At 74.5% G+C, this 22,923-nt stretch carries 16 protein-coding genes; 8 read left to right on the forward strand and 8 right to left on the reverse strand.

The annotated features are described in order from the left end of the window. Positions 1 to 65: 65 nt before the first annotated feature. Positions 66 to 692, forward strand: a complete 627-nt coding sequence (locus ACRYM0_RS14200; protein ID WP_432506118.1) for a TetR/AcrR family transcriptional regulator — start codon at positions 66 to 68, stop codon at positions 690 to 692. 25 nt (positions 693 to 717) lie between these two features. On the opposite strand, the gene mnmA is transcribed toward ACRYM0_RS14200, so the two are convergent. Next, complete coding sequence (gene mnmA / locus ACRYM0_RS14205; protein ID WP_432506120.1) at positions 718 to 1,827, reverse strand: tRNA 2-thiouridine(34) synthase MnmA; 1,110 nt, start codon at positions 1,825 to 1,827, stop codon at positions 718 to 720. Beyond that, positions 1,827 to 3,080 carry a cysteine desulfurase family protein gene (locus tag ACRYM0_RS14210; protein WP_432506122.1) on the reverse strand — a complete coding sequence of 418 codons (1,254 nt, stop codon included), beginning with the start codon at positions 3,078 to 3,080 and terminating at the stop codon, positions 1,827 to 1,829. The genes mnmA and ACRYM0_RS14210 overlap by 1 nt, the downstream gene beginning before the upstream one ends. Before the next feature lie 122 nt (positions 3,081 to 3,202). Between ACRYM0_RS14210 and glgX the strand changes: the two genes are divergently transcribed. Continuing rightward, the gene (gene glgX, locus ACRYM0_RS14215; protein WP_432506124.1) at positions 3,203 to 5,389 is read left to right on the forward strand and encodes a glycogen debranching protein GlgX; all 2,187 of its coding nucleotides are present in this window, start codon (positions 3,203 to 3,205) and stop codon (positions 5,387 to 5,389) included. Between the two features lie 22 nt (positions 5,390 to 5,411). Here the strand turns inward: glgX and ACRYM0_RS14220 are convergent, their stop codons facing one another. The 4 genes from ACRYM0_RS14220 to ACRYM0_RS14235 all read right to left on the reverse strand — a co-directional run bounded on the left by ACRYM0_RS14220 (position 5,412) and on the right by ACRYM0_RS14235 (position 9,203). Beyond that, positions 5,412 to 6,281 carry an ABC transporter permease gene (locus ACRYM0_RS14220; RefSeq protein ID WP_432506126.1) on the reverse strand — a complete coding sequence of 290 codons (870 nt, stop codon included), beginning with the start codon at positions 6,279 to 6,281 and terminating at the stop codon, positions 5,412 to 5,414. Continuing rightward, the gene (locus ACRYM0_RS14225; protein ID WP_432506128.1) at positions 6,281 to 7,129 is read right to left on the reverse strand and encodes an ABC transporter permease; all 849 of its coding nucleotides are present in this window, start codon (positions 7,127 to 7,129) and stop codon (positions 6,281 to 6,283) included. The genes ACRYM0_RS14220 and ACRYM0_RS14225 overlap by 1 nt, the downstream gene beginning before the upstream one ends. Beyond that, positions 7,129 to 7,959 carry an ABC transporter ATP-binding protein gene (locus ACRYM0_RS14230; RefSeq protein WP_432506146.1) on the reverse strand — a complete coding sequence of 277 codons (831 nt, stop codon included), beginning with the start codon at positions 7,957 to 7,959 and terminating at the stop codon, positions 7,129 to 7,131. The genes ACRYM0_RS14225 and ACRYM0_RS14230 overlap by 1 nt, the downstream gene beginning before the upstream one ends. Positions 7,960 to 8,093: 134 nt before the next feature. After that, positions 8,094 to 9,203 carry an ABC transporter substrate-binding protein gene (locus ACRYM0_RS14235; protein ID WP_432506130.1) on the reverse strand — a complete coding sequence of 370 codons (1,110 nt, stop codon included), beginning with the start codon at positions 9,201 to 9,203 and terminating at the stop codon, positions 8,094 to 8,096. 289 nt (positions 9,204 to 9,492) lie between these two features. On the opposite strand from ACRYM0_RS14235, the gene ACRYM0_RS14240 reads away from it, so the two are divergent. Further along, complete coding sequence (locus ACRYM0_RS14240; protein ID WP_432506147.1) at positions 9,493 to 10,899, forward strand: NtaA/DmoA family FMN-dependent monooxygenase; 1,407 nt, start codon at positions 9,493 to 9,495, stop codon at positions 10,897 to 10,899. 40 nt (positions 10,900 to 10,939) lie between these two features. Here ACRYM0_RS14240 and ACRYM0_RS14245 read toward each other — a convergent pair whose 3' ends face one another. Beyond that, a complete protein-coding gene (locus tag ACRYM0_RS14245; protein ID WP_432506132.1) occupies positions 10,940 to 11,509 on the reverse strand; it encodes a TetR/AcrR family transcriptional regulator in 570 nt (189 codons plus the stop codon). 62 nt (positions 11,510 to 11,571) lie between these two features. Here ACRYM0_RS14245 and add point away from each other — a divergent pair, with 62 nt between their 5' ends. Beyond that, positions 11,572 to 12,555, forward strand: a complete 984-nt coding sequence (gene add / locus ACRYM0_RS14250; protein ID WP_432506134.1) for an adenosine deaminase — start codon at positions 11,572 to 11,574, stop codon at positions 12,553 to 12,555. Between the two features lie 84 nt (positions 12,556 to 12,639). On the opposite strand, the gene glgP is transcribed toward add, so the two are convergent. Beyond that, entirely contained in the window at positions 12,640 to 15,204 is a 2,565-nt protein-coding gene (glgP, locus tag ACRYM0_RS14255) for an alpha-glucan family phosphorylase (RefSeq protein WP_432506136.1), read from the reverse strand. Positions 15,205 to 15,326: 122 nt separating this feature from the next. Here glgP and ACRYM0_RS14260 point away from each other — a divergent pair, with 122 nt between their 5' ends. The 4 genes from ACRYM0_RS14260 to glgB are packed head-to-tail and all read left to right on the forward strand — an operon-like array spanning position 15,327 to position 22,873. Continuing rightward, complete coding sequence (locus ACRYM0_RS14260) at positions 15,327 to 17,426, forward strand: alpha-1,4-glucan--maltose-1-phosphate maltosyltransferase (RefSeq protein WP_432506138.1); 2,100 nt, start codon at positions 15,327 to 15,329, stop codon at positions 17,424 to 17,426. A gap of 1 nt (position 17,427) precedes the next feature. Beyond that, positions 17,428 to 19,224: a maltose alpha-D-glucosyltransferase gene (treS, locus tag ACRYM0_RS14265; protein ID WP_432506140.1), complete on the forward strand. Its 1,797-nt coding sequence runs from the start codon at positions 17,428 to 17,430 to the stop codon at positions 19,222 to 19,224. Next, positions 19,221 to 20,624, forward strand: a complete 1,404-nt coding sequence (locus ACRYM0_RS14270; RefSeq protein WP_432506142.1) for a maltokinase N-terminal cap-like domain-containing protein — start codon at positions 19,221 to 19,223, stop codon at positions 20,622 to 20,624. The genes treS and ACRYM0_RS14270 overlap by 4 nt, the downstream gene beginning before the upstream one ends. 59 nt (positions 20,625 to 20,683) lie before the next feature. Next, positions 20,684 to 22,873 (forward strand): 1,4-alpha-glucan branching protein GlgB, encoded by a 2,190-nt coding sequence (gene glgB / locus ACRYM0_RS14275; protein ID WP_432506144.1) that lies wholly within the window; start codon positions 20,684 to 20,686, stop codon positions 22,871 to 22,873. Positions 22,874 to 22,923: the final 50 nt, after the last annotated feature.

Consider the following 22,923-nt stretch of genomic DNA (forward strand, 5'->3'; position numbering starts at 1 on the left):
CCCGCGGCGCCCCCGGCCGGGGGCGCCGCGGGCGCGGCATAAGGTGCTGCCGGAAGGAGGCCACCGTGCCACTCACCGACGACGTCCCCGTCCGGCGCCGCACCAGCCGCCAGGCCGTGGCCACCGCCGAGCGCCGCGAGCAGATCCTCGACGCGGCCACGACCGCGTTCGCCGAGACGGGTTTCAACGCCACCTCGATGCGCGACGTCGCCGCGCGCGCGGGGTTGTCCCACACCGGTCTGCTGCACCACTTCCCCGACAAGGCGGCCCTGCTCGAAGCCGTCCTGGACCGCGACCTCGGGAACGCGGCCCTGGACGCCACGCTCGACCCGCACGACGGCGAGTCCTTCCTGCGCGGCCTCGTCGCCCTCGCCGAGCGCGACGCGCGCGACCCGGAGCGCACCCGGCTGTACTGCGTGATCGCCGCCGAGGCCCTCGCCCCCGGACACCCCGCCCACGGGTACTTCCGCCAGTGGTACCAACGCGTGCGCGAGACGGTCACCACCGCGCTGCAGGACCTGCACCGTCGCGGCCGCTACACCGGTGACCCCCTCGGCATCCCCGCCGCGGCCACCCACGTCGCCAGCATGCGCGAGGGGCTGAACCAGCACTGGCTGCTCGCGCCGGACCAGGTCGACCTCGTCGCCTCGGTGCGGGCTCAGCTGCAGCTGTACACCGACCTGCCCCTCTGAACCCGGCGCGCCCGCCGGGACGGGATCACCCGGCGACCGGGACCGTCCCGGCGATCGTCGCCGATCCCAGCACGCGCGTGCCCGCGTAGAACGCCACCGTCTGGCCGGGGGCGACCCCGGTCAGCGGGGTGCGCAGCACCACCCGCACCCCCTCGCCCGTCCCCTCTCCCGCCTCTCCGCCGACGACCTCGGCGACCGCCGGGACGGCCTCGCCGTGCGCGCGCACCTGCACGTGCACCTCCACCGGGCCGGCGGGTTCCGGAGCGCTCCACACCGCCTCGACCGCGTGCAGCTCCCCCACCGCCAGCCGCTCGGCGGGCCCGACGGTGACGGTGCGGCGCACCGGCTCGATGGACAGCACGTAGCGGGGCCGGCCGTCGGGCGCCGGACGCGTCAGCCCCAGGCCCTTGCGCTGCCCGACGGTGAAGCCGTAGGTGCCGGTGTGGGTGCCCAGCACCGCGCCGTCCTCGTCGAGGACCTCCCCGGGTTCCTCGCCCAGCTTGTCGGCGAGGAACCCGCGGGTGTCGCCGTCGGGGATGAAGCAGATGTCGTGGCTGTCCGGCTTGCGCGCCACCGGCAGTCCGCGGCGCTCGGCCTCGGCGCGCACCTGCTCCTTGGTGGGCGCGTCGCCCAGCGGGAACATCGCGTGCGCCACCTGGTCGGCGTCCAGGACGGCCAGCACGTACGACTGGTCCTTGGCCGCGTCGGCGGCCCGGTGCAGCTCGGCACCGCCCGCCCCGCGCAGCACCCGCGCGTAGTGCCCGGTGCACACGGCGTCGAACCCCAGCGCGACGCCCTTGTCGAGCAGCGCGGCGAACTTGATGCGCTCGTTGCAGCGCACGCAGGGGTTCGGGGTGCGCCCGGCCGCGTACTCGGCGACGAAGTCCTCCACGACCTCCTGCACGAAGGACTCCGACAGGTCCCAGACGTAGAAGGGGATGCCGAGCAGGTCCGCGGCGCGGCGGGCGTCCAGGGCGTCCTCGATCGTGCAGCACCCCCGCGAGCCGGTGCGCAGCGTGCCCGGTGCGCGGTTCAGCGCCATGTGCACTCCGACCACGTCGTGCCCGGCGTCCACCGCGCGGGCGGCGGCGACCGCGGAGTCCACCCCGCCGCTCATGGCGGCCAGCACCCGCATCAGGACGCCACCGTCCCCGCCGCCGTCCCCGCGACCGGTGCGGCCGGCGGCCGGCGCCGGGCCCGCGCACCGCGCGCCGGGGCCGAGGCGCGCCGGGCCCGCTCCACGGCGGGGCCGACCGCGGCCAGGGCCGCGTCCACGTCGGCGTCGGTGGAGCTCCACCCCAGCGAGAAGCGCAGCGCACCGGCCGCCTCGCGCTCGGTCAGGCCCGCGGCCAGCAGGACGTGGCTGGGGCGGGGCACGCCCGCCTGGCACGCCGAGCCGGTGGAGCACTCCACGCCGGCGGCGTCCAGCAGGTACAGCAGGGAGTCGCCCTCGCAGCCGGCCACGGTGACGTGGGCGTTGCCCGGCAGCCGGTGCGCGGGGTCCAGGACGGGGTCGCCGCGCAGCACCACCCCGTCCGCGCAGGTGAGCAGGCCCGCCACGAGCCGGTCGCGCAGCGCCGCGACGCGGGCGGACTCCACCGGCAGCGCGGCGACCGCCGCGGTCAGCGCGGCGGCGGTGGCGCGGGCGGCGGGGGCGTCCAGCGTGCCCGAGCGGGCCCCCAGCTCCTGCCCGCCGCCGTGCAGCAGCGGCACCAGCGGCGTGCCGCGGCGCAGCACCAGGGCACCGGCACCCACCGGGCCGCCGAACTTGTGCGCCGACAGCGACAGGGCGTCCACACCGGCGGCGGCCACGTCCACCGGCAGGTGCCCCACGGCCTGCACGGCGTCGGTGTGCAGCGGCACCCCCGCCGCGTGGGCCAGCTCGGCCGCCTCGGCGACCGGCTGCACGGTGCCGACCTCGTTGTTGGCCCACATCAGCGACACCAGCGCCACCTCGTCACCGCCGTCGGCCAGCGCCTCGCGCAGGGCGTCGAGGTCGGTGCGGCCCGCGGCGTCGACCGGGACGGGGCGCACGTCGGCGCCCTCGTGCTCGGCGAGCCACTGCGCCACGTCCAGCACGGCGTGGTGCTCGGCGGCCCCCACGAGGACGCGGCGACGGCGCGGGTCGGCGTCCCGGCGCGCCCAGTACAGCCCCTTCAGGGCGAGGTTGTCGGCCTCCGTGCCGCCGGAGGTCCACACCACCTCCGCCGGGCGCGCCCCCACGGCCGCGGCCAGCGCCTCGCGCGACTCCTCCACGGCCGCGCGGGCGCGCCGGCCGCTGGAGTGCAGCGACGAGGGGTTGCCGGTCAGCGCGGCGGCTGCGGCGTACGCCTCGAGGGCCTCGGGGCGCAGGGGGGTCGTCGAGGCGTGGTCGAGGTACGCCGTCACGGCCACCAGTGTAGGAGCGCGGCGGCGGCCCGGGCCCGCGCGAGGGCCCGCCGCCGGGCCCGGCCCCCGGCGGGGCGCCCCTCGGCCCGACAAGCACGGCTCCGCTCGGGCAGACTGCGCCGGTGCCTGTTCCGACCACGCGCCGCGACGGACCGACCACCCGCACCGACCGGCGGGGGGCGGCCCCCCACCCCCTGGGCGTGACCCTGCGCCCCGAGAGCGAGGGCGGCGGCGCCGACGTCGCCGTGCTCGCGGCCCACGCCGACGGCGTGGAGGTGTGCGTGTTCGACGACTCCGGCCGCGAGGTGCGCACCCCCCTGCCGGACGTGGAGCTGGGCGTGTGGCACGGGCACGTGCCGCACCTGCGCGCCGGCAGCCGCTACGGCCTGCGGGTGCACGGGCGCTGGGAGCCCGAGCGGGGCCTGCGGCACAACCCGGCCAAGCTGCTGCTGGACCCGTGCGCGCGCGGCGTGGAGGGCGAGGTGGCCCTGGTCCCGGAGGTCTTCGGGCACGCCGTGGACGCCGACCTGCGCGGGGAGCTGGCGGTGCCCGACGGGCGCGACAGCGCACCGCACGTGCCGCGCGGGGTGGTGCTCGGCCCGCTGCCCGAGCCGCTGCGGGTGCGCCCCGGTGAGCAGCCGCGCACGCCCTGGTCGCGAACCGTCGTCTACGAGGCGCACGTCAAGGGCCTGACGAAGCGGCACCCGGACGTGCCCGAGGAGCTGCGCGGCACCTACGCGGCCCTGGCGCACCCGGCGGTGCTGGAGCACCTGACGGGGCTGGGCGTCACCGCGCTGGAGCTGCTGCCGGTGCACGCGAGCACCTCCGAGGTCCACCTGCGCCGGCGGGGGCTGGTCAACTACTGGGGCTACAACACCCTGGCCTTCAACGCCCCCCACCCCGGCTACGCCACCGCCGCGGCGCGCGCGGCGGGTGCCGGCGCGGTGCGCGAGGAGTTCCGCCGCGCGATCGCGGGCCTGCACGAGGCGGGCATCGAGGTGCTGCTGGACGTCGTCTACAACCACACCTGCGAGGAGGGCCCCGACGGCGCGCACCTGTCGCTGCGCGGCCTGGACGAGGCCACGTACTACCTGCGCGACGCCGGCGGGCGCCCCTTCGACGTGACCGGCTGCGGCAACTCGCTGGACTTCGGCGAGCGGCGCGTGGTGCAGCTCGCCCTGGACTCGCTGCGGCACTGGGTGAGCGAGTACGGGGTGGACGGTTTCCGCTACGACCTCATGACCACGCTGGCGCGCGGCCGGGAGGGTTTCACGCCCGACCACCCGTTCCTCGTGGCGCTGACCGCCGACCCGGTCCTGGCGCAGGTCAAGCACATCGCCGAACCGTGGGACATCGGCCCCTTCGGCTGGCGCACCGGCCAGTACCCGCCGCCGGTGCACGAGTGGAACGACCGCTTCCGCGACGGCGTGCGCCACTTCTGGCTGACCGACGCCCGGGAGGTGGCGCTGGGGCACGGGGTGCCGGACGCGGCCGGGCGGGGGCTGCGCGAGTTCGCGACCCGCTTCGCCGGGTCGGCCGACACCTTCGACGTCACCCGCGGGCGGCTGACCAGCGTCAACTTCGTCACCGCCCACGACGGGTTCACCCTGGCGGACCTCGTCTCCTACGACCGCAAGCACAACGAGACCAACGGCGAGGGCAACCGCGACGGCAGCGACTCCGACACCAGCTGGAACCACGGCGTGGAGGGGCCCACCGACGACGCCGCCGTGCTGGCGGCGCGCCGGCGCAGCGTGCGCAACCTGCTGGCGACCCTGGTGCTCTCCTCCGGCGTGCCGATGCTCACCGCGGGCGACGAGTTCGGGCGCTCGCAGGGCGGCAACAACAACGCCTACTGCCAGGACAACGAGGTCTCCTGGGTGGACTGGGACCTGGCGGACTGGCAGCGCGAGCTGCTGGCCGACACCCGTGAGCTCGTGGCGCTGCGCTCGCGCTACCCGGTGCTGGCCGAGGCGGGGGTCCGCCGCGGGCACCCGGTGCGCGAGCAGCGCGAGGACCTGCGCTGGTTCGCGGAGGACGGCACCGAGATGACGGTGGACCGCTGGCACGACGCGGGCCGGCGCATCCTGCAGGTCCTCGTGGACGGGCGGGACCGGGGTCTGGCGTCGGTTCTGGTGCTCGTCAACGCCGGCGCGCGCCAGCGCGACGTGGTGCTGCCGGCCGTGGAGGGGCTGCCCCGGTTCCACCCGCGCTGGAGCAGCACGCCGGACCGGCGCCGCCGGGTCGCACCGGCGGGGGCGGCGCTGCGGGTGCCGGCGTGGTCGGTGCGCGTGCTGGCGACCGCCTGAGCGGGGCCGGGCCGGGCGGGGGTCAACGCCGCCCGGCGTCCGGGCCCCACCGGGCCAGCACGAGGGTCTCCAGCACGCTCACGAGCGTGTACAGCACGATCGTGCTGAACGTCACGACGACGACGATCGCCCACAGCTTCGAGTACTGCACCTGCGAGTTCGCGCGGAAGATCTCGGCCCCCAGCCCGGTGCCGCTGAACAGCCACTCGTACAGCATCGCCCCGATGACGGCGCCGGGCACCGAGATGCGCACGGCGGCGAACAGGTTCGGCAGGGCGGACGGGAGGGCCACCTTGCGCAGCGCCGTCAGGCGGCTGCCACCGTTGACCCGGACGAGGTCCACCGCCTGCGGGGACGCCGACCGCAGCCCGAGGGCGATGTTCACCAGCACCGGGAAGAACACGACGATCCCGCCGATGGTCGCCGCCCCCGCGAGGCCACGACCGGAGATCGACCCGATGAGCGGAGCCATGGCGACCAGGGGCACCGAGCGCAGCAGCATGGCCAGCGGCATGAAGGCGAACTCCAGGGGCCGCACCAGGGTGAACAGCGAGGCGACGGCGAGCGCACCGGCCAGGCCGGCGACGAACCCGGTCGTCGAGTGCGCCAGCGTGGTCGCCAGCAGCGACAGGATCTCCCCGCGGTTCGCCGCGGCGTCCTCGTCGCGCACCAGGTACTCGTAGACGTCCGCCGGGCGCTTGCCCACGAACGGGTCCACGTCCAGCAGTTCCAGCAGCAGGTACCAGGCTGCGACGAGGACGGCGGTGGACACCACCAGGGTCAGCAGCAGGACCGCGGTGCGCCGCAGGAGCGAGGCGGCGAGGGACGCGCTGCTGAGGGCCTCGTGCCGGGGCCCCGCGGGTGCGGCGGGCCGTGCGCCGGTGGTGGCCATCAGGAGACCCCTCCCTCGCGCTCGCCGGTGGACGACCACGGCGCGACGATCCGGGCGATGAGCCCGACGAACAGGTAGCCGGCCCCGGCGAGGGCCCCGGAGAGCAGGGCCAGCGCCCACAGCTGGGCGTAGCGCAGGTTGGTCTGGGCCGCGGTGATGAGGATGCCCAGGCCGGAGTCCACCCCGCCGAAGTACTCCCCCAGCACCGCCCCGAGGAACGCGGCCGGAGCGGCGAGCTTCAGGGCGGCGAACACGTTGGGCAGGGCCGCGACCAGCCGGACCTTCACCAGCGCCGTCCAGCGCGAGCCGCCGTACGCGCGCACGACGTCCAGGGCGCTGCGGTCCGCGGCGCGCAAGCCGAGCAGGCAGCCGACGACGGAGGTGAACACGACGCTGAGGGCGGCCAGGAACACCGACGTGGTGCGCGAGCCGGGTTCGGAGACGATGAGGACGATGGGGCCGATCGCGGTCAGCGGGACGCAGTACGTCAGGACCGCGACCTGGGTGGCTGCGCCCTCGAGCGGCGGCACGAGGAGCACGACGACCGCCAGGGCGATCGCGACGAGGTTGCCCCACAGGTACCCCTGCAGCGCCGAGGCGGTCGTCGTCGAGAGGTTGCCCCAGTAGAGGTCGAACCCGTCGGTGGCGAACTGCCCCACCACGGCCCAGGGGGTGGGCACGTTGCCCGTGTCGGCGAAGACGGTGAGCGCCAGGGCGCTCCAGGCCGCCAGCACCGCCACGGCACCGATCAGCCCGCCCGCCCAGGGCGGCAGGCCGCGCGCGCTGCGGACGGCCCACCCGCGCCTCGGGGGGGCGAGCGGGGAGGCGGGCGCTGCGGCGGCGGGCATCACAGCTGCTCCGGGCCGGCCGGTGCCGGCACACCGCCGCCGAAGAGGATCTCGGAGAGGCGGTCGTGGTAGGCGTGGAACTCCGGGGTGCGCATCAGGTCCGGGGTGCGCGGGCGGGGCAGGTCGATCTCGACGACCTCCACCACCCGGCCGGGCCGGGGGCTCATGACGGCCACGACGTCGGAGAGGAAGACCGCCTCGGAGATGCCGTGGGTGACCATGAGGGTCGTCGCCGGCTTCTCGGTCCAGATGCGCAGCAGCTCCACGTTGAGGCGCTGGCGCGTCATGTCGTCCAGCGCACCGAACGGCTCGTCGAGCAGCATGACGCTCGGCTGCACCACCAGGCACCGGGCGATGGACACGCGCTGGCGCATCCCGCCGGACAGCTGCGCGGGCTTGGCCCTCTCGAAGCCGCGAAGCCCGACCAGGGCGATGAGGTCCTCGATCAGGCCAGGTTCGGGGGTGACGCCGGCGACCTCCAGCGGGAGCCGGATGTTGCTCGCCACGGTCCGCCACGGCAGCAGGGCGGAGTCCTGGAAGGCGATGCCGAGCTCGTGCGCGCGCTGCAGCTCCCTCGTGGTCATCCCGTTGACGAGCGCCTCCCCGCCGGTGGGTGTCTCCAGGCCGGCGAGGATGCGCAGGACCGTGGACTTGCCGCACCCGGAGGGACCCAGCAGGGACAGGAACGCGTCCTTGCGGGTGCCCAGGGAGGTCTCGTCCAGCGCGAGCACGCTCTGGCGGCCCAGCGTGAACCGCTTGCTCAGGCCCTGGAGGTGGAACCCGGTGGCGGCGGCCGGGTGGCGCACCGGGTCCGTGGTCGCCGACGGCAGCCGGGCAGCGGTCGGGGCTGCGGTGGTGTCCTGGTGCACGCGGGGACCTCTCTCGGAACGGCTCGGGGAGCGCAGGGGCGGCGGGCCCGGGCAGGGCCCGCCGCGGGTGGCGGGTGGTCGGGTCGGCCGGTGCTTCAGCCGGTGACGAGGTCCGGGTTCTCCTCGTAGACCTCGGCCAGCAGGCTCAGGTCGAACAGCTGCTCGGCCGTGATGTCCGTGCCCATGAGGGCCAGGGCGTCGACGTTCTCCTGGACCAGCGACTCGGTCATGGTGAACAGGCCGTTCGCCCTCGTGTCGTCGGTGACGATGAGGAGGTTCTGCGCCTCCGCCTCCTGCACCTGCTCCTCCAGTTCGAGCCCCTGGTCGGCGCCGTAGACCTCGACGGCCAGGCGGGCGGATTCGGCGGGGTCGGCCACGGCGTCGTTCCAGCCCTGGACCTCCGCCTTCAGGAACGCCTTGAGCATGTCGCGCTGGTCGTCGATCGTGCTCTGCAGGACGGTGAACGTCTCGCCGACGACGGGCAGCCCGTTGTCGGCGAAGCCGAGCGTCACGGGGGTCAGACCCCGGCCGGCCAGCAGGATCGGCTCGTTGGTGAGGTAGCTCATGAAGGCGTCGACCTCACCGGTCTCCACGACGGAGGGGTCGTACTGCACCGGCACGATCGTGAAGGACGAGGTGTCGACCTCGTTGGCCTTGCAGAACCCCTCGAAGATCTGCTCGTTGCCACCGGTCTGGATCCCCAGACGCTTGCCGGCCAGGTCGGCGATGGTGCGCACGGGGGTCTTCTCCTCGACGGAGACCAGGCAGAACGGGTTCTTCTGGAAGGTCGCGCCGATGATCTTCAGCGGCGCCTCCTCGTTGACGATCGCCGGGCCGGTCAGCGTCGGCGAGGACAAGCCGACGGTGGCGCGCCGCCCGAGGATCATCGCCTCCGCCGCCGTACCCGCGGCCCCCCCGGCGAGGAGGTCGACCTTCGAGAAACCGGCGTCGGCGTAGTAGCCCTTCGTGTCCGCGAAGTACTCCCCCGCGAACTCGATGTTCTTGATCCAGGAGAGCTGCACGGAGATGTCCCCGAAACCACCCGCGGTCGCTCCCGCCGCGCTGGGGGTCTCCTCCGATCCGCAGGCCGCCAGGGCGCCGGCGCCGGCGACGCCGAGCACCCCCAGGCCGGCGCCGCGCAGGAGGGTTCGGCGCGAGGCGACCAGTCGGTGCGGGGAGCGCAGGCGGCGGTCGAGGTCGGTCATGGCTGCTCCGTGGTGTCGAGGTGACGGCAGGTGCTGCACCGGGCAGGGCGCAGCGGGGACCGCGGTCGGGAACGCACCGGCGGGGCGCTGTCGGGCGCCGACGTGCCGGAGGTGGTACTGAAGCAGCTCACCGCGGCGCGGGTGTCACGACGGCGTTAACGGCACGTTGCGAGGCGTCCGGACGAGTCACGCAGGTGTTGCTCGACGCACCGAAACACCGTGGAAACCTGCGTGCGCTTCCATGTGAACCACCCGGTTCAACAGCAGCGAGGAGGGCCCCGTGCGCAGGATGCACCTGGGAGTGTTCGAGGTCGCCGCCCCCCAGGTGGGCGGCACGCTGAGCTGGTCGCACCCGTGGAGCGGCTCTGCGCACCACCGCGAGATCGACCACTGGATCGGCGTGGCCCGCCTGCTGGAGGACGCCGGGTTCGACTTCCTCTTCTTCGCCGACGGGTACGGCTACCCCACCGTCGACGGGGACCTGCCGGCCGCGGCTGCGCGGGGCGGCCTGAACTTCTCCGGCCTGGACCCGATGCTGCTCATCCCGGCCCTGGCCCACGCCACCTCCCGCCTGGGGTTCGTCGTCACCTCCTCCACCGGGGTCGACCACCCGGTCGCGATGGCCCGCCGCTTCGGCACCCTGGACCACCTCACCGGCGGCCGCGTGGGCTGGAACGTCGTCACCGGCGCCTCGCAGGACGCGGTGGCGGCCCTGTTCGGGCACCGGGAGATGACCCCGCACGACGTGCGTTACGAGATCGCGCGCGAGCACGTCGAGCTCTGCCTGAAGCTGTGGGAGAGCTGCTGGGAGGACGGCGCGCTCGTGGAGGACGCCCGGGCCGGGATGTTCGCCGATCCCGAGCGGCTGCACCGCGTCGAGCACGCGGGGACGCACTTCCGCTCGTCCGGCTACTTCACGGTCCCACCCTCCCCGCAGCGCACCCCCGTGCTGTTCCAGGCGGGCACGTCGACAGCCGGCCGGGAGTTCGCCGCGAGCACCGCGGAGTGCGTCTTCCTGCAGGGCACCACGCCCGCGCACGCCGCGGCGAACGTCGCCGACATCCGCGCCCGTGCGGCGGCGCACGGCCGAGATCCGCGCTCGGTCAAGGTGCTCGTCGGTGCCACGGTGACCGTGGGGGCCACGAGCGATCTGGCCCGCGAGCGCCGCGCGGAGTTCGAGCGGATGCAGACCGACGAGGTCGCCTCGGTGATCTACGCCGGCAACACCGGCGTCGACCTGCTCGCCCTGCCCCAGGACGTGCCGCTCGACGAGGCGCTGGCCCGCGCCGCCGACCCGCGCATCGGGCAGATGGGTCAGAGCAACATCGACCGGTTCCGCCGCCCCGACGGCAGCACGCCGCTGGTGCGCGAGGTCCTGGCCGAGCTGCGTGGGCGCGGCACGCGCGGCTTCACCGTCGTCGGCGACCCCGGGCAGGTGGCCGACCAGCTGGAGGAGCTGGTGGAGACCACGGACGTCGACGGGTTCCTGCTGGAGGCGATCTTCTCCCCGGGCGACCACGAGCTCTTCTGCGAGCTCGTCGTCCCGGAGCTACGCCGCCGCGGCAGGCTGGCGCACGACGAGGACCGTCCCTCCGGCAGCGGGACGCTGCGCGAGCGGCTGGGGGCGACGTCTCCGCGGCTGGCCGCCGACCACCCCGGCGCGGCGGTCGCGGCCGGCTTGGCGGCGGCCCGGTGACCGGGGGCCGGGAGAGCGGTGACGGGCGGCTGCTCCCGCCTCAGCCGACGCGGGCGCAGAACGCGTCCAGCGCCTGGCGCTGGACCCCGTCCACCGCGGTGCGGTCGCCGGTGGTGAGCAGGGTCATCTGCAGACCCCGCCAGAGCGCGACGAGCTCGGTGGCGCGCGCCCGCGCCGCGGCCGGGGCCAGCCCCTCCCGGGTGAAGCGGGCCGCCGCCGGGCGCTGCCAGTCCGCGATGTCGCCGAGCACACCGGCCCACCGGTCGTCGCCGCGCGCCGCCTGCCCGAACACCTCGAAGAACAGCCGCAGGAACGGCGCGTTGCCCGGTGCGGCGATCGCCGACCACACGTCCTGCAGGTCCTGGCGCAGCGGCCCCTCCCCGCGCTCCAGCGCCGCCCACGCGGTGGCGAAGCCGGGGAACCAGGCGTCGCCCACCGCCCGCAGCGCCTCGCCGACCAGGGCCTCCTTGCTGCCGAAGTAGTACAGCAGCATCCGGTGGTTGGAACCGACCGCGCCCGCCAGGCCGCGCAGGGTCAGGGAGGTCACGCCGTGCTCCAGCACGTGCGCGGCGACCAGGCGCAGCAGCCGCTCCCGCTCGCCGTCCGCCACCGCAGCAGGCTACCCACCGCCCACCGCGTCCCGACCCCACCACGCCCCAGGAGCGATCCCCCGTGCGCGACCTCGCCGCCCTGCCCAAGGCCCACCTGCACCTGCACCTCGAGGGCGCGATGCGTCCGGCCACCCTCGCCGAGCTCGCCGTCGAGGCGGGGGTCCCCGTCCCGCCCGTGCGGGGGTTCGCGTCGTTCGCGGATTTCGTGCGGATGTACGACGGCGCCCGCCTGCTCGTGCGGACCCGCGAGCACCTGGCGCGCGTGGTGCGCGAGGTCGTCGAGGACGCGGCCCGCGACGGCGCCGTGTGGGTGGAGGTCCAGGCCAACCCGGTGCCGTACGCCCCGGCGCTCGGCACCCCCGCCGAGGTGCTGGGCCTGGTGCTGGAGGCCGGCCGCGCCGAGGCGGAGCGGCTGGGGGTCGGTTTCGGCCTCATGGCGGTGGCGCTGCGTCACGAGCCCCCGTCCGCCGCCGAGGACCTGGCCCGCCTGGCCGCCGAGCACGCGGATCGCGGCGTCGTGTCCTTCGGGCTGGCCGCCGACGAGTCGCTGTTCCCGCCGGCCCCCTTCGAGCGGGCGTTCGCGATCGCCCGGGAGGCGGGCCTGGCGAGCACCCCGCACGCCGGCGAACTGCTCGGGCCGGAGAGCGTGCGCGACGCGCTCGACCTGCTCGGGGCGCGGCGGGTGCAGCACGGCGTGCGCGCCGTGGAGGACGCCGAGCTGGTGGCGCGGCTCGCCGACGAGGGCACCGTGCTGGACGTGTGCCCCACGTCGAACGTCGAACTGGCCGTCGTGCCGGAGATCGGCCGGCACCCCCTGCCCGCGCTGCTGGAGGCGGGCGTGCGCTGCTCGATCAACGGCGACGACCCCCTGCTGTTCGGCCCCGGCCTGCTGGAGGAGTACGAGACCGCCCGCACCGCGCTGGCCCTGTCCGACGAGCAGCTCGCGGACGTGGCGCGCGCGTCGCTCGAGGGCGCTGCGGCGCCGGCCGGGTTCGCGGCGGCGCACCTGGCGCGGGTGGACGCCTGGCTGGCCGCACCCGCCTGAACCGCCCCCGCCTGGACCACCCTCCCCTCTGGACCGTCTCCCCCTGGACCGGGCCCCCGCGGCCCGGACCAGGGGGAGACGGCCTCAGGCGTTGACCACCAGCCCCAGCTCGGCGGACGAGGCCAGGCCCTCGTGGCGGGGCAGCACCCGCACCGTGTACCCGAAGGGGCCGGTCTGCCGCAGCGCGACCTCGCCCTCGTAGCGGTGCCGGCCGTCGCCGAAGTCCTCCGCGTGCCGCAGCTGCAGCACCCCGGAGGGGCTCAGCTCGTCGGACTCGCTGACGCGGCCGTGCACGACCTGCACCTCCACGTCCGCGGGGCTCAGGGACCCCAGCGACACGAAGCCGCGCACGTGCAGCACGTCTCCCACCTGCGCGGAGTCGCCCACGCCGGAGGACTCCACGTGGTCCACCCGCACGCCCGCCCACGCGCCGCGCACCTCGCCCTTCCAGCGCGCCAGCTCCCTGGCGGCCGCGGCGCCCGAGGCCGCCGCGGCCCGGCCGGCGTGCGCGGCGGGCACGTACAGCTGCTCCACGTAGTCGGTGACCATGCGGCTGGCCAGCACCTTGGGCCCCAGCGAGGCCAGGGTGTGGCGCACCATCTCCAGCCACCTCGCCGGCAGCCCGCGCTCGTCGCGGTCGTAGAACCGCGCGGCCACGGAGTTCTCCACGAGGTCGTACAGCGCCGCGGCCTCCAGGTCGTCGCGGTGCTCGGGGTCCTCCACGCCGTCGGCGGTGGGGATCGCCCAGCCGTTGCCGCCGTCGTACCACTCGTCCCACCAGCCGTCGAGGATCGACAGGTTCAGCCCGCCGTTGAGCGCGGCCTTCATGCCGGAGGTGCCGCACGCCTCGAAGGGGCGCAGCGGGTTGTTCAGCCACACGTCGCAGCCGGGGTACAGCGTCAGCGCCATGGTGATGTCGTAGTTGGGCAGGAACACGATGCGGTGGCGCACCGCCGGGTCGTCGGCGAAGCGGACCATCTGCTGGATGAGGCGCTTGCCGGTCTCGTCGGCCGGGTGCGACTTGCCGGCGATGACCAGCTGCACCGGCCGCTGCGGGTGCAGCAGCATCGAGCGCAGCCGCTCGGGGTCGCGCAGCATGAGCGTCAGGCGCTTGTAGGTGGGCACGCGGCGGGCGAACCCGATGGTCAGCACGTCGGGGTCCAGGACGTCGCGGGTCCAGGCCAGCTCGGCCTCGGTGGCCCCGCGCTGCAGCCAGGACAGGCGCAGCCGGCGGCGCGCGTCCTCCACGAGCCGGCCGCGCAGCACGCGGCGCGTGCGCCAGATCTCCTCGTCGGGGACCTGGTCGACCTTCTCGAAGCCCTGACCCTCGCGCGTCAGCTGCGGGCCGATGTAGCGCTCGCCCATGCGCAGCACCTCCGGCGCCACCCAGGTGGGCGCGTGCACGCCGTTGGTGATGGAGGTGATCGGCACCTCGGGCGCGTCGAAGCCCGGCCACAGCCCGTCGAACATGCCGCGGCTGACGGCGCCGTGCAGCCGGGAGACGCCGTTGGCGCGCTGCGCCAGGCGCAGGCCCATGACGGCCATGTTGAACACGCCCGGGTCCCCGCCCTCGTAGTCCTCCGACCCCAGGGCCAGCACGCGCTCCACGGGCACGCCGGGCAGCGGGTTGCCCGGCCCGAAGTACAGCTCGATCTGGTCGCGGCCGAAGCGGTCGATGCCGGCGGGCACGGGGGTGTGCGTGGTGAACACCGTGGCGGCGCGCACCGCCTCCAGCGCCTCCTCGAAGCCGAGACCGCGCTCGACGTGCTCGCGGATGCGCTCCACGCCCAGGAAACCGGCGTGCCCCTCGTTGGTGTGGTAGACCTCCGGCTCCGGCGCACCGGTCAGGCGCGACCACAGCCGCAGCGCGCGCACCCCGCCCACGCCGCACAGCAGTTCCTGCTGCAGGCGGTGCTCGCCGCCGCCGCCGTACAGGCGGTCGGTCACCCCGCGCGCGGCGTCGTCGTTCTCCTCCACGTCGGAGTCCATCAGCAGCAGGGGGACGCGGCCCACCTGCGCCTTCCACACCTGCGCGGCGAGGCGGCGCCCGCCGGGCAGGTCCACGTGCACCTTCGCCGGGGTGCCGTCGGCCTCGCGCAGCAGCGCCAGCGGCAGGCCGTCGGGGTCCAGCACCGGGTAGGTCTCCTGCTGCCACCCGTCGCGCGAGAGGGACTGCTTGAAGTAGCCCGTGGCGTAGAACAGCCCCACGCCGACGATCGGCACCGCCAGGTCGCTGGCCGACTTCAGGTGGTCGCCGGCCAGGATGCCCAGGCCGCCGGAGTACTGCGGCAGCGCACCGGTGATGCCGAACTCCATCGAGAAGTACGCGATCGAGGCGGGGGCGCCGGCTCCGAGGGAGGCGTACCAGCCGGGGCGCGAGAGGTAGGACCGCAGGTCCGCGGCCGCCTCCCGCACCCGTCCCACGAAGTCCGCGTCGGCGGCCAGCGCCTCCAGCCGCTCGGTGCTCAGGGCACCCAGCAGCGCGCCGGGCTCGCGGTGCACCGCCACCCAGGCCGCCGGGTCCATCGACTCGAACAGCTCCCGCGTGGGCTCGTGCCAGGACCAGCGCAGGTTGCTGGCCAGCTCCCCCAGGGGGGCCAGCGGTTCGGGGAGCACGGTGCGGACGGTGAAGCGTCGGATGGCTCTCACGAGCAGCGACAGTAGCCGCGCGGGCACGTCCGGGACAGGGTGGACGCGTCGAGGTACCCGGGGGCGGGCGGGACCCGCGTTCCCGCGCGACACCTCCGCCCACCGTCGGTAGGTTGCCGGACGTGACGACGAAGGATCAGCCGACGACGCGCGGGACCGGTGCCGCCACGACGCAGCGCCCGGCCTCGCCCGAGGTGACCACGACGCCGGCGACCGGGAGCACCCGCCCGGTGGTGGGGCGCATCCCCGTCCTCGACGTCGCGCCCGCCGTGGACGCGGGCCGCTGGCCCTCCAAGGCGGTGGTCGGCGAACTCGTGCCGGTGACGGCCACGGTGTTCCGGGAGGGCCACGACGCCGTCGCCGCCACCGCCGTGCTGGTGCGCCCGGACGGCACCGACGGGCCCAGCGCGCGCATGACCCTGACGAACGCGGGCACCGACCGCTACGCGGCCGTGCTCGCCCCCGACGCCGAGGGCGACTGGGGGCTGCGGGTGGACGGCTGGTCCGACCCGTACGGCACGTGGGACCACGACGCCACCATCAAGGTCGGCGCCGGGGTGGACGTGGCGCTCATGCTGGAGGAGGGCGCCCGGCTGCTGGAGCGCGCCGCCGGCGCGCCGGGCCGCGACGAGGAGGGCGCGCAGGTGCTGCGCGCCGCCGTGAGCCGGTTGCGCGACACCTCGCTGGGCGACGCGGAGCGGCTGGCCGCGGGCACCTCCGAGCAGGTGCGGGCCGCGCTGGACCGGCTGCCGGTGCGGGAGATGGTCTCCCCCTCCCCCACCCTCCCGCTGCGCGTGGAGCGGCGGCTGGCGGCCTTCAGCAGCTGGTACGAGTTCTTCCCCCGCTCGGAGGGGGCGTACTTCGACGCCGAGGCCGGCCGGTGGGTGTCCGGCACCTTCCGCACCGCCGCGGAACGGCTGCCGGCCATCGCGGACATGGGCTTCGACATCGCCTACCTCGTCCCGGTCCACCCCATCGGGACCACCAACCGCAAGGGCCCGAACAACACCCTGCACGCGGGCCCCCTGGACCCGGGCTCGCCCTACGCGATCGGCTCGGCCGAGGGCGGTCACGACGCCCTGCACCCGGAGCTGGGGACCTTCGAGGACTTCGACTTCTTCGTGGCCCGGGCGAAGGAGCTGGGCCTGGAGGTGGCGCTGGACCTGGCGCTGCAGTGCTCCCCGGACCACCCGTGGGTCACCGAGCACCCCGAGTGGTTCACCACCCGCGCCGACGGCACGATCGCCTACGCCGAGAACCCGCCGAAGAAGTACCAGGACATCTACCCGCTGAACTTCGACAACGACCCGGAGGGCATCTACGCCGAGGTCAAGCGGGTCGTGGACGTGTGGATCTCGCACGGCGTGACCTGCTTCCGGGTGGACAACCCGCACACCAAGCCGGTGGAGTTCTGGGAGTGGCTCATCGCCGAGGTGAACCGCGAGCACCCCGAGGTGGTGTGGCTCTCGGAGGCCTTCACCAAGCCGGCGATGATGCACACCCTGGCCAAGGTGGGCTTCCAGCAGTCGTACTCCTACTTCGCCTGGCGCAACGCCGGCTGGGAGATCCGCGAGTACCTGGAGCAGCTCACCACGGAGTCGGCGCACTACATGCGGCCCAGCTTCTGGCCCACCACGCACGACATCCTCACGCCCACCATGCAGTACGGCGGCCCGCCGGTCTTCAAGCTGCGCGCGGTGCTGGCCGCCCTGCTGAGCCCGTCGTGGGGCATCTACTCCGGCTACGAGCTGGTGGAGCACGCCGCCCGGCCCGGCGCCGAGGAGCAGCTGGACAACGAGAAGTACCAGTTCCGCCCCCGGGACTGGGCGCGCGCGGAGGCCGAGGGCTGGAGCCTGGCGCCCTACCTCAAGCGCCTGAACGAGGTGCGCCGCGCCCACCCGGCGCTGCAGGAGCTGCGCGGCACGGTCTTCCACCCCTGCGACGACGAGAACGTCCTGGCCTTCTCCCGCCGGCGCGTCGCGCTGGACGGCACGGAGGACCTGGTCCTCGTGGTGGTGAACCTGGACCCGCACGCCACCCGGGAGACGACCGTGCACCTGGACATGGCGGCGCTGGGCCGGCAGTGGTGGGAGCGCTTCACCGTCCGCGACGAGCTGACCGGTGCCACCTACGAGTGGGGCGAGCACGACTACGTGCGCCTGGACCCCTACGTCCAGCCCGCGCACGTCTTCCACGTCCTGCCGCACGGGGCGGGGGGCTGACGTGGACAACCTCCACATCGCGCGGCCCGGCCTGAAGAACGACCCGCAGTGGTACAAGACCGCCGTCTTCTACGAGGCCCTGGTCCGCGCCTTCTCCGACTCCAACGGCTCGGGCACCGGGGACTTCTCCGGCCTGACCGACCGGCTGGACTACCTGCAGTGGCTCGGCGTGGACTGCCTGTGGCTGCCGCCGTTCTTCGCCTCCCCGCTGCGCGACGGCGGGTACGACATCGCCGACTACAACGCGGTGCTGCCGGAGTTCGGCACGCTGCCGGACTTCCAGCGCCTGGTGCAGGAGGCCCACCAGCGCGGCATCCGGATCATCATCGACCTGGTGATGAACCACACCAGCGACCAGCACCCGTGGTTCCAGGCCAGCCGGTCCGACCCCGACGGGCCCTACGGCGACTTCTACGTCTGGAGCGACACCGACGAGAAGTACGCCGACGCGCGCATCATCTTCGTCGACACCGAGACGTCGAACTGGACGTTCGACCCGGTGCGGCGGCAGTACTTCTGGCACCGCTTCTTCTCGCACCAGCCGGACCTGAACTTCGACAACCCGGCCGTCGAGGAGGCGATGTTCGACACCGTCCGCTTCTGGATGGACATGGGCATCGACGGCTTCCGCCTCGACGCGGTCCCCTACCTCTACGAGGAGGAGGGCACCAACGGGGAGAACCTCCCCGCCACCCACCAGTTCCTCAAGCGGCTGCGGAAGATGGTCGACGACGAGTACCCCGGCCGGGTGCTGCTGGCCGAGGCGAACCAGTGGCCCTTCGACGTGGTGGAGTACTTCGGCACCGAGGAGGAGCCGGAGTGCCACATGTGCTTCCACTTCCCCGTCATGCCGCGCCTGTACTACGCGATGCGCGAGGGCAAGGCCACCCCGATCATCGACATCCTCTCCGCCACCCCGGAGATCCCCGTCTCCAGCGGCCAGTGGGGCACCTTCCTGCGCAACCACGACGAGCTGACGCTGGAGATGGTCACCACCGAGGAGCGCGCCGCCATGTACGGCTGGTACGCCCCCGACCCGCGCATGCGCGCGAACATCGGCATCCGCCGCCGCCTGGCGCCGCTGCTGGACAACTCCCGGCCCGAGATCGAGCTCATCCACGCGCTGGTGCTGTCGCTGCCGGGCAGCCCGTGCCTGTACTACGGCGACGAGATCGGCATGGGCGACAACATCTGGCTGGACGACCGCGACGCGGTGCGCACCCCGATGCAGTGGACGCCGGACCGCAACGCCGGGTTCTCCTCCGCCGACCCCGGCAAGCTGTACCTGCCGACCATCCAGTCGCTGGTCTACAACTACCAGGCCGTCAACGTGGAGGCGCAGCTCGCCACCTCCAGCTCGCTGCTGCACTGGGTCCGCAACGTCCTGGCCGTGCGCCGGCAGCACCCCGCGTTCGGCCTGGGCCGCTACGTGCCGCTGACGCCGCGGCACCCGGAGAGCACCGAGGACGGCCTGAGCCCCGCGGACGCCTCCCTGGAGGCCGCGGTGGGCGCGGCCCCGCTGCGCCCGGAGGAGGGCTACTGCAGCAACGACGCCGTCCTGGCGTTCCTGCGGGTGCTGGAGGCGACCCCGGAGCAGGAGGGCGAGACGGTGCTGTGCGTCAACAACCTCTCCGACCACGCGCAGTCGGCGGTGCTGCGCGTGCCCGGCCAGGCCGGCGCGGGCGTGCGCGACCTGTTCGGCGGCTCCGCCTTCCCCGCCGTCGACGACGAGGGCGGCCTGACCGTCACCGTCGGCCCGCGCGGCTTCTACTGGCTCAAGCTCGGAGGTGGCTCGTGACCGGCCCGGTGACCACCGACCCCGCCTCGGACGCGGCGCTGGGCCGCCTGCTCGTGGAGTGGGCGCCCCGGCAGCGCTGGTTCGCGCACAAGGGCGCCGCGGTGCGCCTGGAGCGCCTGGAGCGGACCCCCCTGGACGAGGGCGGTGTCGCCCAGCTCGTCGCGCTCACCGTGCGCACCGGCCCCGACGAGGACGCGACCAGCACCGTCTACGCCGTGCCGCTGACGGTGCGCCACGCCCCCGACGACTCGCTCGCCCCGGCGCTCGTGGGCCACCTGCCCGACGTGGACGGCGCGCAGGCGTGGGTGTACGACGGCCCCCACGACCCCACCTTCACCCGGGCGCTGCTGACCCTGGTGGCCGCCGAGGAGGGTGCCGGCTCGGCGACCTTCGGCGTGCACGGCACCAGCGCCGACGGCGGACTGCCCGTTCCGGACGGGGCGCGCACCAAGGTGCTCGGCGGGGAGCAGTCCAACACCTCCATCGTCGTGTCCGCACCGGAGGGCTCGCAGCAGACCCCGCTCATCGCCAAGGTGTTCCGCGTGCTGAACGCCGGGGACAACCCCGACGTGGTCGTGCAGACCGCCCTGGCCGGCGCCGGCTGCGAGCGCGTGCCCCGCCCGGCGGGGTGGGTGGACGGGCAGTGGACCGCCCCGGACGGCAGCACCGCCCACGGGCACCTCGCCCACCTGACGGAGTTCCTGGCCGGCTCGCAGGACGCCTGGCGCGTCGCCACGGCGGCCGTGGCCGCCGGCCGCGGCTTCAGCGCCGAGGCCGGCGAGCTGGGCGCCGCCACCGCCGAGGTGCACGCGGTGCTGGCCCGCGAACTGCCCACCGAGCCCGCCACCCCCGAGCGGCTGGGGGTGCTGGCCGACGGCCTGGCCGCCCGCGTGGCGTGGGCCTGCAGCGCGGTGCCGCAGCTGCGCGAGTTCGCCGCCGCGGCCACCGGGCGCGTGGACGCGGTCCGCGGGGTCGGCGGCGCTCCCGACCTGCAGCGCGTGCACGGCGACTACCACCTCGGGCAGGTGCTGCGCTCGGCCGAGCGCGGCTGGGTGCTGCTGGACTTCGAGGGCGAACCGCTGCGACCGCTCGCCGAGCGCAGCGTGCCCGACCTGGCGCTGCGCGACGTGGCGGGCATGCTGCGCTCCTTCGACTACGCCGCGGCCACCGGCCCGGACCCGGCGGCCGCCGAGCGCTGGGCCGCGGCCTGCCGCGAGGCGTTCCTGGCCGCGTACGCCGCCGGCACCGGTGTCGACCCGCGCGAGGAGGGCTCGGCGGCCGCCACCCTGCTGGCGGCCCTGGAGCTGGACAAGGCCCTGTACGAGGTCGTCTACGAGGTCCGCAACCGCCCCGACTGGTCGCACATCCCGCTGGGCGCCGTCCGGCGCCTGACGTCCTGACAGCAGGTGCCGCCCGCGTCGACGCGCGGGACACCCCCATCGACCGGAGACTGGAGCCCATGTCGAGCGAAGCTGCCACCCCCCGCCCCGTGGACGCGGACGACCTCGCCAAGGTCGCCACCGGGTCCCACTGGTCGCCGCACTCGGTGCTCGGCGCGCACCCGCACGACGGCGGCGTGACGTACCGCGCCCTGAAGCCGTTCGCCTCGGCCGTCACCGTCCTGACCGCCGACGGCGGCCGCATCGGCCTGGTCCACGAGCACGACGGCGTCTGGGCGGGGGTCCACCCCGGCGGCGAGGTCAGCGACTACCGCCTGGAGGTGACCTACCCCGACGGTGAACCGCAGGTGGTCGACGACCCCTACCGCTTCCTGCCGACCGTCGGCGAGGTGGACCTGCACCTGATCGGCGAGGGCCGCCACGAGCAGCTGTGGGACGTCCTGGGCGCGCACGTGCGCCACTGGCAGGGCCCGATGGGCCCGGTGGACGGCACGGCCTTCGCCGTGTGGGCGCCCAACGCGCAGGCCGTGCGGGTCGTGGGCGACCACAACCACTGGAACGGCCGCACCGACTCGATGCGCTCGCTGGGCTCCTCCGGCGTGTGGGAGCTGTTCGTGCCCGGCGTCGGCGCCGGCTCGCGCTACAAGTTCGAGATCCTCGGGCAGGACGGGCACTGGCGGCAGAAGGCCGACCCGATGGCCCAGGCCACCGAGGTCCCCCCGGCCACCGCGTCCGTCGTCGCCGAGTCCGGTTACGAGTGGGGCGACGCGGACTGGCTGACGAAGCGCTCTGCGAGCGACCCGCACGCCGGGCCCATCTCGATCTACGAGGTCCACCTGGGTTCCTGGCGGCAGGGTCTGGGCTACCGGGAGCTGGCCGAGGAGCTCACCGCGTACGTCTCGGCGGCCGGGTTCACCCACGTGGAGTTCCTGCCCGTCATGGAGCACCCCTTCGGCGGGTCCTGGGGCTACCAGGTGACCTCCTACTTCGCGCCCACCTCCCGGTGGGGCTCGCCCGACGAGCTGCGGTACCTCATCGACCGCCTGCACCAGGCCGGCATCGGCGTCATCATCGACTGGGTGCCCGGGCACTTCCCCAAGGACGAGTTCGCCCTGGCGCGCTTCGACGGGACCGCGCTGTACGAGCACCCCGACCCGCGCCGCGGCGAGCAGATGGACTGGGGGACCTACGTCTTCGACTTCGGCCGCAGCGAGGTGCGCAACTTCCTCGTGGCGTCCGGGCTGTACTGGCTCGAGGAGTTCCACGCCGACGGCCTGCGCGTGGACGCGGTGGCCTCGATGCTCTACCTGGACTACTCCCGCGAGGAGGGCCAGTGGCTGCCCAACCAGTACGGCGGGCGGGAGAACCTGGAGGCCATCAGCTTCCTGCAGGAGGCCAACGCCACCGCCTACAAGCGCACCCCCGGCATCATGATGATCGCCGAGGAGTCCACCGCCTTCCCCGGCGTCACCGCGCCCACCAGCGGCGGCGGCCTCGGCTTCGGCCTGAAGTGGAACATGGGCTGGATGCACGACTCCCTGCAGTACGTCTCGCAGGACCCCGTGCACCGGCAGTACCACCACGGTGAGCTGACCTTCAGCCTCGTGTACGCCTTCAGCGAGAAGTTCTGCCTGCCCATCTCCCACGACGAGGTGGTGCACGGCAAGGGCTCGCTGCTGCGCAAGATGCCCGGGGACCGCTGGCAGCAGCTCGCGAACGTGCGCGCCTACCTGGCCTACATGTGGTCCCACCCCGGCAAGCAGCTGCTGTTCATGGGCGCCGAGCTGGGTCAGGAGGCCGAGTGGTCCGAGGCCCGTTCGCTGGACTGGTGGCTGCTGGACACCCCCTGGCACAAGGGCCTGCACGAGCTCGTCACCGAGCTCAACAGCGTCTACAAGGCCCACCCGGAGCTCTGGGAGCAGGACTTCAGCCCCGAGGGCTTCGAGTGGATCGACGGGGGCGACAACCTGCGCAACCTGGTCTCCTACGTGCGCCGCTCCACCGACGGGCGCCCGATGGCGGTCGTCGTGAACTTCTCCGGCAGCCCCTACGAGGACTTCCGCGTCGGCCTGCCGCAGCCGGGCCGCTGGAAGGAGGTCCTGAACACCGACGCCGAGCGCTTCGGCGGCTCCGGCGTGGTGAACACCGGCACGATCGTGGCCGACGGGCCGGCGTGGAACAGCCAGCAGCAGTCCGCCGCGCTGCGCGTGCCGCCGCTGGGCGCCGTCTGGCTGGTGCCGCAGGACTGAGGCGCCCACCGCGCACGACGACGGCCGGCCACCCGCACTCCCACATGCGG

The organism is Kineococcus arenarius subsp. arenarius, assembly GCF_050871845.1.
Lineage (GTDB): Bacteria > Actinomycetota > Actinomycetes > Actinomycetales > Kineococcaceae > Kineococcus.